This is a genomic window from Nocardioides aequoreus (assembly GCF_000720335.1).
Taxonomy (GTDB): Bacteria; Actinomycetota; Actinomycetes; order Propionibacteriales; family Nocardioidaceae; genus Marmoricola; species Marmoricola aequoreus.
The window spans coordinates 49,061-64,759 of sequence record NZ_JOJN01000003.1; the positions used below are offsets into that span (position 1 = coordinate 49,061).

The 15,699-nt window shown below is 73.6% G+C and carries 17 protein-coding genes and 1 tRNA gene; 7 read left to right on the forward strand and 11 right to left on the reverse strand.

The features are described from left to right. The first annotated feature begins 3 nt into the window (after positions 1-3). Entirely contained in the window at positions 4-1,185 is a 1,182-nt protein-coding gene (locus IG63_RS0106625; RefSeq protein WP_030483591.1) for a phosphodiester glycosidase family protein, read from the forward strand. Between the two features lie 23 nt (positions 1,186-1,208). Here the strand turns inward: IG63_RS0106625 and IG63_RS0106630 are convergent, their stop codons facing one another. Then, positions 1,209-2,231, reverse strand: a complete 1,023-nt coding sequence (locus tag IG63_RS0106630; RefSeq protein ID WP_030483592.1) for a DUF2235 domain-containing protein — start codon at positions 2,229-2,231, stop codon at positions 1,209-1,211. A 101-nt stretch (positions 2,232-2,332) separates the two neighbouring features. Here IG63_RS0106630 and IG63_RS0106635 point away from each other — a divergent pair, with 101 nt between their 5' ends. Then, positions 2,333-2,956 (forward strand): ClpP family protease, encoded by a 624-nt coding sequence (locus tag IG63_RS0106635; RefSeq protein WP_030483593.1) that lies wholly within the window; start codon positions 2,333-2,335, stop codon positions 2,954-2,956. Next, complete coding sequence (locus tag IG63_RS0106640; RefSeq protein ID WP_030483594.1) at positions 2,953-3,546, forward strand: ClpP family protease; 594 nt, start codon at positions 2,953-2,955, stop codon at positions 3,544-3,546. Before IG63_RS0106635 ends, IG63_RS0106640 begins: the two co-directional genes overlap by 4 nt. Before the next feature lies 1 nt (position 3,547). On the opposite strand, the gene IG63_RS0106645 is transcribed toward IG63_RS0106640, so the two are convergent. The 8 genes from IG63_RS0106645 to IG63_RS0106680 form a co-directional block, all read right to left on the reverse strand. Beyond that, entirely contained in the window at positions 3,548-3,859 is a 312-nt protein-coding gene (locus IG63_RS0106645; RefSeq protein ID WP_030483595.1) for a helix-turn-helix domain-containing protein, read from the reverse strand. A gap of 65 nt (positions 3,860-3,924) precedes the next feature. Beyond that, a complete protein-coding gene (locus tag IG63_RS0106650; RefSeq protein WP_030483596.1) occupies positions 3,925-4,185 on the reverse strand; it encodes a hypothetical protein in 261 nt (86 codons plus the stop codon). Continuing rightward, positions 4,182-4,466, reverse strand: coding sequence for a hypothetical protein (locus IG63_RS0106655; protein WP_030483597.1), 285 nt, complete (start codon positions 4,464-4,466; stop codon positions 4,182-4,184). The genes IG63_RS0106650 and IG63_RS0106655 overlap by 4 nt, the downstream gene beginning before the upstream one ends. Before the next feature lie 110 nt (positions 4,467-4,576). Continuing rightward, positions 4,577-5,815, reverse strand: a complete 1,239-nt coding sequence (locus tag IG63_RS0106660) for a 2Fe-2S iron-sulfur cluster-binding protein (protein WP_051706307.1) — start codon at positions 5,813-5,815, stop codon at positions 4,577-4,579. Beyond that, positions 5,812-6,720: an FAD binding domain-containing protein gene (locus IG63_RS0106665; RefSeq protein ID WP_030483599.1), complete on the reverse strand. Its 909-nt coding sequence runs from the start codon at positions 6,718-6,720 to the stop codon at positions 5,812-5,814. The genes IG63_RS0106660 and IG63_RS0106665 overlap by 4 nt, the downstream gene beginning before the upstream one ends. 7 nt (positions 6,721-6,727) lie before the next feature. Next, entirely contained in the window at positions 6,728-7,507 is a 780-nt protein-coding gene (locus IG63_RS0106670) for an enoyl-CoA hydratase/isomerase family protein (RefSeq protein ID WP_030483600.1), read from the reverse strand. Between the two features lies 1 nt (position 7,508). After that, positions 7,509-9,911: a xanthine dehydrogenase family protein molybdopterin-binding subunit gene (locus IG63_RS0106675; RefSeq protein WP_030483601.1), complete on the reverse strand. Its 2,403-nt coding sequence runs from the start codon at positions 9,909-9,911 to the stop codon at positions 7,509-7,511. Then, entirely contained in the window at positions 9,908-11,482 is a 1,575-nt protein-coding gene (locus IG63_RS0106680) for a class I adenylate-forming enzyme family protein (RefSeq protein ID WP_036194651.1), read from the reverse strand. The genes IG63_RS0106675 and IG63_RS0106680 overlap by 4 nt, the downstream gene beginning before the upstream one ends. Before the next feature lie 70 nt (positions 11,483-11,552). Here IG63_RS0106680 and IG63_RS0106685 point away from each other — a divergent pair, with 70 nt between their 5' ends. Together IG63_RS0106685 and IG63_RS0106690 are read left to right on the forward strand one after the other, a co-directional pair. Further along, complete coding sequence (locus IG63_RS0106685) at positions 11,553-12,086, forward strand: PadR family transcriptional regulator (RefSeq protein ID WP_030483603.1); 534 nt, start codon at positions 11,553-11,555, stop codon at positions 12,084-12,086. Positions 12,087-12,209: 123 nt separating this feature from the next. Next, positions 12,210-13,511: a benzoate/H(+) symporter BenE family transporter gene (locus tag IG63_RS0106690; protein WP_051706310.1), complete on the forward strand. Its 1,302-nt coding sequence runs from the start codon at positions 12,210-12,212 to the stop codon at positions 13,509-13,511. A gap of 11 nt (positions 13,512-13,522) precedes the next feature. Here the strand turns inward: IG63_RS0106690 and IG63_RS0106695 are convergent, their stop codons facing one another. Continuing rightward, positions 13,523-14,029: an aldo/keto reductase gene (locus IG63_RS0106695; RefSeq protein ID WP_030483605.1), complete on the reverse strand. Its 507-nt coding sequence runs from the start codon at positions 14,027-14,029 to the stop codon at positions 13,523-13,525. A gap of 162 nt (positions 14,030-14,191) precedes the next feature. After that, positions 14,192-14,278, reverse strand: a tRNA-Leu gene (locus tag IG63_RS0106700). Between the two features lie 192 nt (positions 14,279-14,470). Here IG63_RS0106700 and IG63_RS0106705 point away from each other — a divergent pair. After that, positions 14,471-15,190, forward strand: a complete 720-nt coding sequence (locus tag IG63_RS0106705; RefSeq protein ID WP_030483606.1) for an FHA domain-containing protein — start codon at positions 14,471-14,473, stop codon at positions 15,188-15,190. Position 15,191: 1 nt separating this feature from the next. Next, a complete protein-coding gene (locus tag IG63_RS0106710) occupies positions 15,192-15,692 on the forward strand; it encodes an FHA domain-containing protein FhaB/FipA (RefSeq protein WP_030483607.1) in 501 nt (166 codons plus the stop codon). The last annotated feature ends 7 nt before the right edge of the window (positions 15,693-15,699 follow it).

Sequence of the window (15,699 nt, forward strand, 5' to 3'; positions counted from 1 at the left end):
CGTGTGCCCCTCCTCGGACGACGCTGCCTCGTCGTCGTGCTCGCCGGCCTGCTGCTCGCCGCGCCGCCGGCGTACGCCGCTCCCGACCGGCACTCCTCCGACGGCGAGCGCGGGGTCCGGCTGACCGTGCCGGACCGGCCCGGTCCTGCCGAGCGCAGCGTCCAGCGCTCGTGGCGCCTGGCCCCGGGGGTCGGCTACCGGGAGTGGACCGCCTCGATGCCCCAGGGTCCGGTGCGGATGCACCTGCTCGGCGTCGACCTGACGCAGCCCGACGTCTCGGTCGACCTCGCGGCCGGACCGACGGCGACCAGACGCTCGACCGTCTCACGGCTGGTCTCCCGGGCCGGCGCGCTGGCCGGGGTCAACGGCGACTTCTTCGACCTCGGCCGCACCGGGGCGCCCCTCGGCCTCGGGATCGAGCGCGAGCGGGGCCTGGTGCACGGGCCGCGGGTCGGGTGGAACACCTGCCTGCGGCTCGACGACGCCGGCCGCGCCCGCGTCGGCACGGTCCGGGTGCGCGGCGGCGTCAGCCGCGACGGGCGTCGCGTCGTCGACCTCGACGGCCTCAACGCACCGGTGGTGCGGCCCGGCAAGGTGGTGCTCTACACGCCCGCCTGGGGTCGACGACCCGGCGCGCGCGTGCTGGGCGACGTCGACCGCGCGCGGCAGGTGGGCCTCGTCGACGGCGTGGTCCGCTGGAGCACCACCGAGCCCCGCTCCGGCGGACCGGTGCGCGGCCAGGTGCTGCTCGGCCGCGGCCGCGGCGCCGACGCGCTCGGACGCCTCCGCGTGGGCGACCGGGTGCGCGTCGCCACGACCACCAGCGACCGCACCTCGCGCGTGGGCGTCTGCGGCAGCGTCAGGCTGCTCCGCGGCGGCGAGCTGGCGCGGCTCGACGACCCGTGGCTCCACCCGCGCACCGCGGTCGGGGTCGACCGCGACACCGGACGCCTGCTGCTGCTCGTGGCCGACGGGCGCTCCCGCCGCAGCGCCGGCCTGACGCTGCGGCAGCTCGCCCGCGAGCTGCGCGCCCTGGGCGCCGACGAGGCGCTCAACCTCGACGGCGGCGGCTCCTCCGCGCTGGTCGCGCCCGACCGCCTGGGCCGCGCCGGCGTCCGCAACCGACCCTCCGACGGGGCCGAGCGACGCGTGCCCAACGCCCTGGTGGTGCACGCCGTCCCCTGAGCCCCCGCGTCGGCGGTGCGGGGTCAGAGCTGCTGCACCGCCCCGCCCCGGGCCAGGTAGCGCTCCAGCTCGGGTGGGCGGTACGACGCGTCGAGGTCCAGCCGCTCCACCGCGGTCGACGCCGCCCGCTCGTGCACCGGGTCGACCACGCCGATCGGGCGCTCCAGGGTCTTGGAGAGCCTGAAGACGCCCGTGCGCGACTCGTGGATCCGCCCCGTCGTCCAGGCGGGGTCGCGCCGCTCCGCGCCGTCGCGCAGCCCCAGCCCCTCGGTCCGGGCGCGCTGCTGCATCCACCACAGCGTGAGATCGGCCAGGGCGTCGTCCTTCGTCCCGCCGCCCACGTCGCTGTGGGTGCCGGCGAACCACACCTGCTCCACCACCTGGCCGGGCACCTCGTCGACGCGGCCCTCCCACAGCGTCGGCCGGAAGGGCTCGCGGCGCTCGTCGACGGCGACCGCGTGGTACGCCGCGTCGACGTGGGAGCTCAGCTGGGTGTCGTGGAAGGCCCACCGCTGGTTGATCCGTCGCAGCAGCGGCACCCGCGACACCGGGACCCCGAGCGCGCCCACGGTGTCCCACACGCCGACGAAGCGGATCCGGGTCTCGTGCGAGTGCGCCTCCCGGAAGGCGGTCGGCGCCGGGTCGCTCGGTCGCACGTCGGCGCGCCGGTAGAGGTCGTAGGCCTCGTCGACGCGCCCGGACTCCTCGCGGCGCAGCACGCCGGCCTTGCGGATCAGGCCGACGGTGCTGCGGGCGGTGAAGGCCCCGCGGCTGAAGCCGAGGGCCCAGATCTCGTCGCCGGGCTCGAAGTGCTCGACCACCCAGGCGTAGGCGTTGCGGACCTCGCGGGAGAGCCCGTAGCCGAAGACGCCGCCGCGGAGCCGCTCGAAGGGCGTCGTCCCCACCCCCTTGCGGTACGACGCGACCTGGCGCACGCCGTCGGGGCCCCGCTCGGCCAGGTCGTTGTAGAAGCGCACCACGTTGGTCGGCGACCCCTGCCAGGGGCTGCTCCAGGTGCCGTCGCAGCAGAGCACCAGCCGTTTCATCCTCCGAGACTGCCACCGCGCCGGGTCGCTCCGCCAGGGGCAGATCCGCTCGTGGCAGCACGCCCTGGTGGCCGCTGTCGTCGCGACCCACGCTGGACCGCATGACCCAGACCGCGACCCAGGCCCCGACCCCGACCACGGGCATCGATGACGAGCTCGTCCGCCGACTCATGCACCAGCGCATCGTCGTGCTGGGCGAGGCGCTGGAGGAGCACAACGGCAACCGACTGGTGCAGCAGCTGCTGCTGCTCTCCGCAGAGGACCCGCGCGCCGACATCGCCCTGTGGATCAGCAGCCCGGGCGGCTCGGTGCCGGCCATGCTCGCGATCCACGACGTGATGCGGCTGCTGCCCAACGACGTGAGCACCCTCGCGATGGGCATGGCCGCCAGCGCCGGGCAGTTCCTGCTCTCGGCCGGCACCCCCGGCAAGCGCTTCGCGCTGCCGCACAGCAAGGTGCTGCTGCACCAGGGCTCCGCCGGCATCGGGGGCAGCGCCGTCGACATCGCGATCCAGGCCGACGACCTGCGCCACACCCGCGACACCGTGCTCGGGCTGATCGCCGGGCACACCGGGCAGCCCCTGGAGGTCGTCGAGCGCGACTCGCGCCGCGACCGGTGGTTCACCGCCGAGGAGGCCCGCGACTACGGCTTCGTCGACCGGGTGATCTCCTCGGTCGACGACGTCACCCCGCGTGGCGCGCGCACGGTGGGGCTGGCCCGATGAGCGGCTACACGATCCCCTACGTCGTGCAGCAGACGCCGCGGGGCGAGCGCACCATCGACCTCTACTCCCGGCTGCTCTCCGACCGGATCGTCTACCTCGGCACCGAGATCGACGACGGCGTCGCCAACGCCGTGATCGCGCAGCTGCTGCACCTGGCCTCCGAGGGCGGCGACGCCCCGATCGACCTCTACCTCAACTCCCCCGGCGGCTCGATCACCGCGAGCCTGGCGATCTACGACGCCATGCAGTTCGTCGCCACACCGGTGCACACCACCTGCGTGGGGCAGGCCGCCTGGACCGCCGCGGTGCTGCTCGCGGGGGGCGAGCCCGGTCGCCGGGCGGTGCTGCCGCACAGCCGGGTCGTGCTGCACCAGCCCGCCACCCAGGGCCGCGGCACGGTGCCCGACCTGATCGTGGAGGCCGAGGAGGTCGCCCGGGTGCGCTCGCTGCTGGAGGGCATCCTGGCCCGCCACACCGGCCGGACGCCGGAGCAGGTGCGCGACGACACCGACCGCGACCTGGTGCTCCCGGGCCAGGCGGCGGTCGACTACGGGCTGGCCGACACGCTGCTCACCACGCAGCGCGGCTGAGCTAGGCCGCCAGTGCCAGCGGGCCGCGTGGGAGCGCCGCACGGATGCTGCCCCGGGCGACCCGCGCACCCAGCTCGACCACGGTGAGGTCGAGGGCGCCGGCGACGGCGGCCAGGATCTCCGAGGAGGGGTCCTTCAGCCCGCGCTCGAGCTCGGAGAGGTACTGCGTCGAGACGCCGGCCCGCTCGGCCACGTCGACCAGCCGCTCCTCGCGCTCGCCGCGGGTGCGCCGCAGCTCCTCGCCGACCAGCTCGCGCCACAGCGGCGGCGGCTCGCTGACCCGTGTCCCCGGCAACCTGACGACCTCACCCATGCCCCGAGGCTAGGCGCGTGCGGTCCGGCACGGCAGGGTCGTCCGCTGTCAGCAGAACGGTCGGCTCAGCCGCGCGGCAGCCGGTCCCGCAGCCAGCCCTGCGTGCCGGGTCGCAGCCCCTTGAGCTTCGGCACGGTCGCCACCGGGGCCACGATCAGCGCCGCGCCGTCGGGCAGCGCCCACTTCAGCTCGTGGTAGACGCGCGAGAGCGAGTCGGCGCTGTCGACGAGCACCAGGCCGGGCGCGGCCGGCCGCAGCTCGAGCCACGGCCCGGGTGGCGGCGGCTCCGGCAGCTCGGCGTCGGTCCAGGCGAGGTAGACGGTCACGGCGACCTGGGCGGCAGCCCCGTCAGGGCGCGCAGGGTCGACTCGAGCTCCGCGGGACCCGCCTGCTGCAGCCGCTCGAGGGCGGCGGCCTTGTCGGGACGCCGCCACGGCAGCCGGCTGCTCCCCGCGGGCAGGGCCGCCAACCTCGTCCGCGGCGCGTCGCCGTACGCCCCCTCGAGCACGTCGTGCGCCAGCGGCGCGAGCAGGGCCGTGCCGCGCTGCCGCGGCAGCGCCAGCACCGCGCGCACGTCGTGGTGCAGGGCGTGATCGGGGGTCGGCACCGAGCGGCCTCCGTCGGGGGTGGCGTACGGGTGGACGTACGGGGGGAGAACGAGCCCCGTACCCACCACGTCACGATCCAGCGTCCACCGACCGGACAGCGTCGGCCGTGTCAGGCGCCGTGTCGTCCCCGGGGCCGTCGTCCGCGGCGCGCCTCTCGGACCCGGCGGACCCGCTGGCGGGTCCGGTCGGCCAGGGTCGACCAGAGCAGGCTGAGGGCGCCGGGGGGACGGGCCGACGCGTCCGGCTCCTCGCCGGCGGCGGCCCGGTCGACGGCCCGGGCGAAGTCCTCGAACATGCGGCGGCTGACGTCGCCGGCGAGCGAGCGTCCGAAGCCGGCGATGCGACCGGTGAGGAAGACGTCGGCATCGGCCTGGAGCGAGGTGCCGCCGTCCTCGCGGGCGGCGGCGACCATCTCGATCCGCGCCTGGGCGCCTCCGCCACCGGTGTCCTTGCCCTGCGCGTTCATCCGGATCCGCTCGTCGGACTGCTCCAGGACCTGCGCGAGGCCGTGGAAGGAGAGCCGCACCGGGCCCAGCGCGATCCGGGCGCGGCCGGCGTACCAGTCGTCGCCGAGCTCCTCGGTGAGCTCCGCGCCCGGGAGGCAGCGGGCGAGCAGCCGGACGTCGCGGAAGACGCGGGCGACCTGCTCGGGGCTCGAGGAGAGCTGGCTGGTCACCTCGATGCCGATGGTGGGCTCCCCCGACGGGAGCGTGATCTCGTCCGGATGCCCGGAGGCCGCCTCGTCTGCAGCGACCTCGGCGGCCGCCCCCGAGCCCGAGACACCGGCAGGGGTGCGGCCCACGAGAGCGTGCTTGCCGCAGTTGCCGGGGCCGGGGAGGCCGTCACGGTGCGCCTCGGCGACCTCGTCGACGGCGTCGATGATGTTGCGGTAGCCGGTGCATCGGCACAGCACGCCCGACAGCTCGGCGGGCAGGTCCTCGCGGCGCACCTCGGGCTCGTGGGTGAGCAGGTCGTAGGAGCTCATCAGGAAGCCGGGGGTGCAGAAGCCGCACTGCAGTCCGTGGTGCTTGCCGAAGGCCTCCTGCAGGGGGTGCAGGTCGTCCTGGCGACCCAGTCCCTCCACGGTGGTGATCTCGGCGCCGTCCAGCTGGACCGCGAAGAGCAGGCACGCGCGGGCCGCGTCGCCGTCGACGAGCACGGTGCACATGCCACAGATGCCGTGCTCGCAGCCGACGTGGGTGCCGGTCAGCCCCAGGTGGTCACGCAGCGCGTCCGACAGCGTGACCCGCGCCGGGAGCGACATGGCGACCTCGCTGCCGTTGACGGTCATGGTGACCGCGACGGTCTGGTCGGCCTCGGTGCGGGCACGGGTCTCGGGCAGGTTCATGGCTTGTCTCTCTCCAGCTCGGAGCGGGTGGCCTTCAGGTAGGCGCTGGCGACCTCGCGAGCAACGAGGCCGCTGATCAGCCGGCGGCGGTAGGCCGGGCTGGCGTGGCTGTCGCCGCCGGTGTCGACGAGGTCACGGGCGACGTCGCCGGCGTCCTCGGCGAGCGCACAGACCAGGGCGGCCCGGGAGGGGGAGGGCCCCGTGGCGTCGAGCGCGGCGCGCAGGAGCGCGGAGACGTCGGCGGGGACGGGGACGTCGGAGACGCCGAAGCAGGTGAGCCGCGCCTCGGGGGAGGCACCGTGCGTGCGCACGCGGACCGCCACCCCGGCCAGGGCGAAGTCGCCGTGCCGGCGCGCGAACTCGCCGAAGCCGAAGCCCTCCCCCGGCTTGGCGACCGGGAGCACGACCTGCGCGAGCAGCTCGTCGGGCTCGACGGCCGTGGACAGGGCGCCGGTGAAGAAGTCGACCGCGGGGACCTCGCGCGTGCCCCGGGTGCTGGCGAGCACCATCGTGGCCTCCAGGCAGCAGGCCACCGCGGGCAGCTCGGCGGACGGGTCGGCGTGCGCGATGCTCCCGCACACCGTCCCCCGGCTCCGGATCTCGCGGTGGCCCACCCAGGGCAGGGCCAGGCGCACCAGCGGCACCGCCGCGGAGAGCGCGTCGTCCTGCAGCCGCCGCTGGCGCACGGTCGCGCCGACCCGCAGCGAGTCGCCCTCCCGCGAGAGCCGGTCGAGCTCGGACACGGAGTTGATGTCGACGAGCAGGCCGGGACGTCCCAGTCGCATCGCCAGCACCGGGACCAGGGACTGCCCCCCGGCGATCACCTTGGCGTCGTCGTGGGCGAGCTCGCCCACGACGTCCGCGACGCTCCCGGGGCGCACGTAGGCGAACGGCGCGGCCTTCACCCGGTGCTCACCGGCCCTCGAACTTCGGGGCGCGCTTCTCGCCGAAGGCCGCGACGCCCTCGGCGAAGTCGTGGCTGGCCCGCAGCATGGAGTAGGCCTTCCGCTCCAGCTCGATGCCGGTGTAGAGCGGGCCGTCGACGCCGCGGTCGAGGACCTCCTTGGCGGTGCGCATGGCCATCGGGGAGTAGCCGAGCAGCATCGTGACGACCTCCTCGACGGTCCTCTCCAGCTCCTCGGCATCGGCGCAGTTGTGGGAGGTCAGACCCCAGTCGTGGGCCTGCTGCCCGGTGATCCGCTCGCCGGTGAGGATGTGGTACTTCGCCCGGGACAGCCCGATCAGCCGGGCCAGACGCTGCGTGCCGCCGCTGCCCGGGATCATCCCGAGCTTCATCTCCGGCAGCGCGAAGCGCGACCGGTCCGTGGCGATCCGGATGTCGGCGGAGAGCGCGAGCTCGAGCCCGACACCGAAGCAGTAGCCGTCGATCGCCACGATGACCGGCTTGGGGCTGCGCGCGGCGGCCGTGACGTCCTGGCCCAGGTCGGTGAGGTCGACGGGCTCGACCTCCATGAAGCCGGCGATGTCGCCGCCGGAGGTGAAGTGCTCGCCCTCCGCCCGGATCACCACGACCTGGACCTTCGGGTCGCGGTCGATCTCGTGGAACCGCTCCGCCATGACCCGCCGGGTCTCCATCGTGATGACGTTGTAGCGCCCGTGGTCCAGGACCAGGTGGGCGACCCGGCCGTCGTGGCTGTGCTCGAGCCGGATCTCGCCTCCGGTGAGTGGCATGTCAGGTTCCTTTCGCGGTGGTGAGCAGGTCGTGCAGGACGTTTCCGTGCAGGGGCAGGGAGGTGATCTCGACGCCCTCGGCGTGCAGGGCGTCGGCGACGGCGTTGGCGATCGCCACCGGCAGGCTCATCGAGCTGCCCTCGCCGCTGCCCTTGGCGCCGAGCCGCGTCAGCGGCGACGGGGTCTCGAGGTGGTCGCTGGTGAGCGGGAAGACGGACTCCGCCGAGGTCGGGCACAGGTAGTCCATGAAGGTCCCCGCGGTCGGCTGGCCGGCGTCGGAGTAGGTCATCTCCTCGAAGAGCGCACCGCCGAGGGCCTGGGCGATCGCGCCGTGCACCTGCCCCTCGAGGAGGGTCTGGTTCAAGATGGTGCCGGCGTCGTGCACGCTCGAGAGGTGCTCGATGCGGAGGGTCAGCGTCTCCTTGTCGATCCGGACGACCACGACGTCGGCGACGAAGCCGTAGCAGAGGCTGGAGTTGATCTGGTCGGTCCGCGACGCGGCCTTCGCCTGCGGCGGGGTGAAGGCTGCCTCCTCGTAGAGCCGCGCCGAGAAGCCGTCCGGCAGCGACCCCGGGTCCCAGTGGACGAGCCCGGCGGCGTGCCGGAAGGCGACGGCGCGGTCGTGGTCGTCGGCGACCCGGACCATCCCCTCGGCCAGCTCCAGACGCTCCGGCTCGACCTCGAGCAGGACCGACGCCGCCACCTTGATCGTCTCGGCGATCCGGTCGGCGGCCTCGAGCAGCGCGCTGGTGAGCAGGGGGGCGAAGCGCGAGGAGTAGCTGCCCGAGCTGATCGTCCAGGGCGTGGTCGCGGTGTCGAGCTCGACCCGGGGCCGGACGTGCTCGACCGGGAGACCCAGGTGGGCGGCGACGAGGTCGCGCGCGACGGTGGCGTGACCCTGGCCCTGAGGAACCGTGCCGAGCAGGACCGAGACGATGCCCTGCGGGTCGACGGTGACGCGGACGTGCTCGGTCGACCCCGACTTCCCGCGCCGGGCGGTGCGGTCCTGCACCGGGGTGGCGAGCCCGACGTACCCGATGTTGGTGGCCGACGGGTCGACGATGGTGGCGATGCCGATGCCCATCCACTCGCCGCTCTCCCGCGCGACGGCCTGCTCCTCGCGGAGCCGCTCGTAGTCGGTGTTGGCCAGGGCCAGCTCGAGCGCCCGGTGGTAGTCACCGGAGTCGTAGATGCCGCCGCTGGGCGTGGCGTAGGGGAAGTCGTCGGACCGGACCATGTTGCGACGGCGCACCTCGGCGGGGTCGAGGCCGCGCTCCCGGGCGATGTCGTCGATGAGCCGCTCGAGACCGAAGTAGAGCTGCTGCCCGCCGAAGCCGCGGTTGAGACCGGTCGGCGCCTTGTTGCTGACCACGGCGCGGGCCCGGATGCCGACGGCGTCGATCGCGTAGGCGCCGGTGATGTTGCCGAAGCAGCGGTAGAGCGTGCTCGGCTCGGGGGGTCGCAGGTAGCCGCCCACGTTGTCGACCAGGTCGACGCGCAGGGCGCTGACCACGCCGTCGTCGTCGACGGCCGCCTCGAAGGTCATCAGCCGGTCGGAGCCCGACGAACTGGCGAGGAGGTGCTCGAGCCGGTCCTCGGTCCAGCGGACCGGTCGGCCGGCGTGCTTGCTCGCCAGCGCCATGAGCGAGATGTAGGGGTAGACGGCCGACTTGATGCCGAAGCTGCCGCCGATGTCGGCCGGCACCACCAGCCGCAAGGACGACGTCGGGATCCCCAGCGAGCCGGCGACCACGGGAGCCATCGAGAAGGGGCCGTGGAAGTTGGCGTGCGCCGTGATCTCCGGGCCCTCGACCCCGTCGCGCCAGTCCGCGACGACGACGTAGCACTCCATCGGGGTCGAGGAGTAGCGCGGGAAGGAGTAGCTGCGGCTGACGACGTGGCGGGCGCGGGCGAAGGCCTCGTCGACCTCCCCGAAGACGAAGGTCCGGTCGGTGGCGACGTTGCTCTCGGACTCGTCGTGGAGCAGCGGTGCGTCGGGCTCCATCGCGAGGTCGGTGCGGACGACGGCCGGCAGCGGCTCGTAGTCGATCTCGACCAGCTCGGCCGCGTCCTCGGCGAGGTAGCGGTCGGTCGCGACCACGACGGCCACGGGCTCGCCGACGAAGCGGGTCTTGTCGGTGGCGGTCGGGTAGTAGGGATGCGGCGTCCTCACCGACAGCGGGAAGGGCTTCAGCGTGGCCAGCACCTCCTCGGGGCCGATCACGGCGGCCACGCCGGGCATGCGGCGGGCCCGCTCGAGGTCGGCTCCGCGGATCCGGGCGTGCGCGTGGGGACTGCGCACGACCGCCGCGACCAGGGTGCCGGGCAGCGGGTCCAGGTCGTCGAGGAAGCGGCCCTGACCGGTGAGGAGGGCGGCGTCCTCGACACGAGCGAGATCGGTCATGACGTGGCTCCGTCCTCGGAGTCGGCGAGCACCTCGAACTCGCCGGCCGTCAGGCGGCGGCGCAGGATCTTGCCGACGGCCGACTTGGGGATGTGGTCGACGGCGACGTACCGCTTGGGACGCTTCAGCGAGGGCAGCCCCGCCTCGTCGCGGGCGTAGGCCGCGACCTTGGCCAGGGTCTCCTCGGGGGTGTCGCCGGGCCGGCCGACGACGAAGGCGGTGACGGCGTGGCCCCACCGCTCGTGCGGGCTGCCGGCGACGATGACCTCGTCGAGGTCGGGGCACGCGGCGAGCGCGTGCTCGATCTCCTCGGGGTAGAGGTTCTCCCCGCCGGAGTTGATCATGTCGTCGACGCGACCGGAGACCCACAGGTCGCCGTCCTCGTCGGCCACGGCCAGGTCGTTGGTGTAGTACCAGCCGTCGCGGATCGCCTTGGCGTCGGCGTCGGGACGGTTCCAGTAGCCGGCGAAGGCCTCGGGGCTCCCCAGCGACGCGATCACCTGACCCCGCTCGCCGTCGGCCACGACCTGGTCGGGGGTGGCGTCGGGATCGGGGTCGATCAGCCGGATCCGGGAGAAGATGCCGGCCCGCCCGGCGCACCCGGGCTTGGTGATGTTGTCGGGGCCGATCGTGAAGGTGTAGATCTCCGTGCTCCCGTAGTGGTTGACGAAGCGCTCGGGGTGGATCGCGTCGTTGAGCCGCTGCGCGAGGGTCGGGGTCATGGCGGCACCGGCGTACGCGATGGTGCGCAGCGAGCCGCCGGCCTCCGACAGGCGGCCGGTCTGCAGCAGGGACCAGTAGATCGTCGGGACGAGGTAGAGCGCGCTGATCTGCTCCTCACGGATGAGGTCGAGGGCCTCCTCGGCGTCGAACCGCGGCTGCGGCACCCACACACCGGCCGAGAGCACGCTCGCGAGCAGGCTGCGCAGGCCCATGGTGTGGAAGAGCGGCATCACGCCGAGGGTCGCCTCACCGGGCGCGTGTCCCGTCTGGACCAGGTGGGCCAGCGCCGCGTGGTGCTCGGCGGAGTGGGTCCGCGGGACGCCCTTGGGCTTCCCGGTCGTGCCCGAGGTGTAGAGCATGACGCTGACGTCGTCACCGCTCGGCGCGGCCGGCACGACGGTGCCGGGGGCGCCAGCTGCGGTCCGCGCCACCGACGGCATGGCCGTGGGCCCGAGGTCGGGGTGCCCCGCCCAGACGACCGGAGGGGGCTCCTCCACCAGCGCGATCGCGCGCCTCACGAGGTCGTGGGTGTGCTCGTCGACGGCGATGAGCGCGGGGGCGCAGTCGGCGATGCAGTACGCCAGCTCCTCGGTGCCGAACCGGGTCGACAGCGGCAGCGACGTGACGCGGGCCTTCTGGGCGGCGAGGTGGAGGGTGGCCAGCGGCTCCCCGCCCTGGAGCATGAAGATCGCGCGGCTGCCCTCGTGGGCTCCCAGGGCGTGCAGGGCGTGCGCGTAGCGCTCGGTGCGGGTGTCCCACTCGGCGTACGTCAGAGGGGCAGGTCCGCCGACCGCGCGACGGTGCGGGTACCGCTCGGTCGTCCACCGCAGTGCGCTGGCCAGGTCCATGCCGACTCCTACCATATGATTCAGATCATCTGTTTCAGATGGTGCTGAACCTTACGGTACGCTTCGGACCGTGTCAATCGCACGACTGACCCCGACCTCGTACGTCGTCCTGGGGATGGTCTCGATGCGCGGCCCGTCCACGTCGTACGACCTCAAGCGCGCGGTCGAGAACTCGGTCGGCTACTTCTGGCCCTTCCCCCACGCGCAGCTCTACTCCGAGCCCAAGCGGCTCGTGGAGCTCGGCCTGCTCGAGGTCCAGGCGGAGGAGGACGGCCGGCGTCGGCAGACCTACACCGCCACCGAGGCCGGCCTGGCGGCGCTGAGGTCCTGGCTGGCCGAGCCCACCGAGGAGCAGCTGCAGGTGCGCGACGTCGCCGAGCTCAAGCTCTTCTTCGCGGAGTTCGCCCGGGCCGACGACATCCTCAACCTCGCCCGCGAGCAGATCGAGCAGCACCGCGAGCGCATCGGCGTCTACGAGGCGATGCAGGAGCGCTTCCGCGACCGCGAGGACATCGCCGACCGGCTGGTGCCGCTGCGCCTCGGCCTGGCCATGGAGTACGCCGCGCTCGACTTCTGGGAGAAGCTCGAGAAGGAGCGCAGCTGACCCCGCGGCCCACCGCCGCCCCTGCGCCCGACCCTTGACACCCCTCGGGGACCGCTCTAGGTTTCAATGATCCAAATCAGACGGTCTGAAACAAACCGTGCGCCAGCATCCCCGGAGTGACCCATGAGCACCCCCACCCCCGACCCGACCCGACCGGTCGAGGCCGCGACCGTCACCACCGATCGCGCCCTCGTCGAGACCGGACCCGGCTTCCGGTCGGGGCTCCGCGACCTCCGGCGTCATCTCGGGGTCGCTCCCGTCGCCGCCGGACTCGTCGCCGCGATCTTTGGCTGCACCGGGCCCGCGCTGATCATCATCAACGGCGCCAACGAGGCCGGCCTGCCGCCCGAGGTGACGACCTCGTGGATCTTCGGCATCTACGTCCTCGGCGGGCTGATCTCGCTGCTGCTCGGCCTCTACTACAAGATGCCGATCACCGGCGCCTGGAGCATCCCCGGCGCGGTGCTCGTGGTGGGTGGGCTCACGAGCTTCGAGTTCAGCGACATGGTCGGGGCCTTCCTGGTGGCCGGCCTGCTCGTGCTGGGGCTCGGGCTCACCGGACTGATCAAGCGGGTCGCCGCCTGGCTCCCGGTGCCGATCGTCATGGCGATGATCGCCGGCGCCCTGATCCGGTTCGGCACCGGCGTGGTCGACGCCGGCGTCAGCGCCCCGGTCATCGTCCTGGCCGCGGTCGCGGGCTACCTGGTGCTCACGCGCTTCGTCAGGGCAGTGCCGGGCGTCGTCGGCGCGCTGGTCTTCGGCGTCACCGCCGCCCTCGTCACCGGCGCCTTCGGCTCCGCCGGGGCCGACTTCGCCCTCTCGGCCCCCCAGCTCGTCGCCCCCACCTTCGACGTCAACGCGATCCTCGCCATCGGGCTGCCGCTGGCCGTGCTGGTCATCGGGGCGGAGAACGCCCAGGCGACCGGCGTCCTGATGGCCGAGGGCTACCGACCGCCGGTCAACGCGATGACCCTGATCAGCGGGGTCGGCGGCGTGCTGGCCTCGGTCTTCGGCGGGCACAACGCCAACATCGCCGGACCCATGACGGCGATCTGCTCCGCGCCGGAGGCCGGCGAGGACCGCGAGGGCCGCTACGTCGCCACGCTGGTCAACGGCGTGCTCTTCATGCTCTTCGGCATCTTCGCCGGCGCCGCGGTGGTCCTGGTGTCCACGCTGCCCGCGACGCTGATCGCCGCCGTGGCCGGGCTGGCCATGATCGGGGTCCTCATCTCGGCCTTCCGCGGAGCCTTCGGCGCGACCGGCTTCCAATCCGGTGCGCTGGCCGCGCTGGTCATCGCGATGAGCGGGGTCACGATCCTCGACATCTCCAGCCCCTTCTGGGCGCTGCTCGGCGGCGTGCTGGTCTCGCTCGTCGTCGAGTCGAAGGACTTCAAGACCGACGCGGCGGCGCGCGCAGCTCGCTGACGCGACGTGGCTCAGAGCACCTCCAGGGACTGCGGCTCGCGGGGCGACCCCAGCAGCTCGGCCATGTCGTGCACGTCGAAGTTGCTGACGCCCCAGTGGCGGACCAGGCCCAGCCGGACCAGCTCCTGGATCGCGCGCACCGTCTCCTCGAGCGGCACCGGGCCGCGCCAGTGCAGCAGGTAGAGGTCGAGCCGCTCGGTGCCCAGGCGCCTCAGGCTGCGGCGGCACGCCTCGATGGTGTCGGCGTACGTCGCGTGCGACGGGAGCACCTTGCTGACCAGGAACACCTCGTCGCGGCGTCCGGCGATCGCCTCGCCGACCAGCACCTCGGACGCGCCGTCGCCGTACATCTCGGCGGTGTCGAGCAGCGTGAGCCCGTGGTCGAGGCCTGCGCGCAGGGCGGCGAGCTCCGACTCGCGCCGGGCGGGGTCCTCGCCCAGGTACCAGGTGCCCAGGCCCATCGCGGGGATCGACTCCCCCGCGGGCAGGCGCACCGTCGGGACGGTCTCGAGCGACATCGGGGTGCTCCGTGGTGTCGGGAACGGGTGGCGAGACCGCCACGCTCGCACCTCGCACCGGCCCGCGGCATCCCGTGTCCGTGGGATCCGCGTCGTCCGCGGTGTCCGGGCCCGGAGACGGACGAACCCCCCGCGGACAGGGTCCGCGGGGGGTTCGCACGCTGGTGCGCGAGGGGGGAGTTGAACCCCCACGCCCTTTCGGGCACACGGACCTGAACCGTGCGCGTCTGCCTATTCCGCCACTCGCGCCAGAAGCGGGGCAACGGTATCCCACCCCGACGGCACCGCCCAAACCGGTGCCGCGCCACGCACGGAGCGGCCCGACCCCCCGGTTGTGGACGAGGCGCCCGCTACGATCCTGACAGCGCCAGCAGTGGTGGGCGAGAGCCTGCCGTGGGGCGCTTCCAGGACCGGACAGAGACGTCAGCGAGAGGAGGCGCCGTGAGTGCGTTGCAGCGCTTCGAGAACAAGCTCGAGCAGCTGATCTCCGGTGTCTTCGCGCGCACCTTTCGCAGCGCCGTCCAGCCGGTCGAGATCTCCTCGGCGCTGGCGCGCGAGGCCGACAACTCCGCGCAGGTCCTCAGCCGCGACCGGCGCCTGGTGCCCAACGACTTCCACGTCGAGCTCTCCCCCGGTGACCACGAGCGGCTGGAGGGTCTCGGCCCGCAGCTCAACCGCGAGCTCGTCGAGCTGCTGCGTGAGCACGCCGCCGGCCAGTCCTACGTCTTCACCGGCCCCGTCCACGTGCACCTCGAGCCGAGCGACGACCTGACCACCGGGCGCTTCCGGGTGCGCAGCAAGTCGCAGTCGAGCTCCAGCCTCGCGGGGGGCGATCCCACCGAGACCGCCGTACGCCGTGCCACCGCGGCGCTGGTGGTCGGTGGCGAGGCCCTCCCCCTGAGCCCGCCCGGCATCGTGATCGGCCGCGGCAACGACGCCGACCTGCGCATCGACGACCCCGGCGTGAGCCGGCGCCACGTCGAGATCCGGGTCGAGGAGGCGCAGGCCCCCGGCGACCCGCCCCGGGTCTCGGTGCGCGACCTCGGGTCGACCAACGGCGTCGCCGTCAACGGCAAGCGCGTCGAGGAGGCCCGGCTCTCCGACGGTGCCGAGGTCAAGGTCGGCACCACCGTGATGACCCTGCGGCTGAGGCGAGGCTGACGTGTCCGAGCTGACCCTGGTGCTGATCCGCTTCGCCTACCTGGCGATCCTGTGGATCCTGGTGCTCTCGTGCATCTCGGTGATTCGCTCCGACATGTTCGGCGCCCGGGTGCCGCGCGAGGCCGGCCGCAGCGACCGGCGCAGCGACCGGCGCAGCGAGCGACGCAGCGACAAGCGCAAGCAGGCCAAGGGCGGCCGCCCCAAGCGCGGTGCCCCCACCGCGGTGGCCATCGTCGAGGGCGCCCAGGCCGGCGAGACCGTGTCGCTGGAGCAGGCACCGCTGCTGATCGGCCGCGGCCACGACGCCGCGATCCGCCTCGACGACGACTACGTCTCCACCCGCCACGCCCGCATCGGCGTCTCCGGCGACCAGTGGTACGTCGAGGACCTCGGCTCCACCAACGGCACCTACGTCGGCAGCAGCCGGATCACCCAGCCCACCGCGCTGCAGCTCGGCACCCGGGTCCGCATCGGCAAGACCGTGCTGGAGCTGCGCAAGTGAGCCAGCA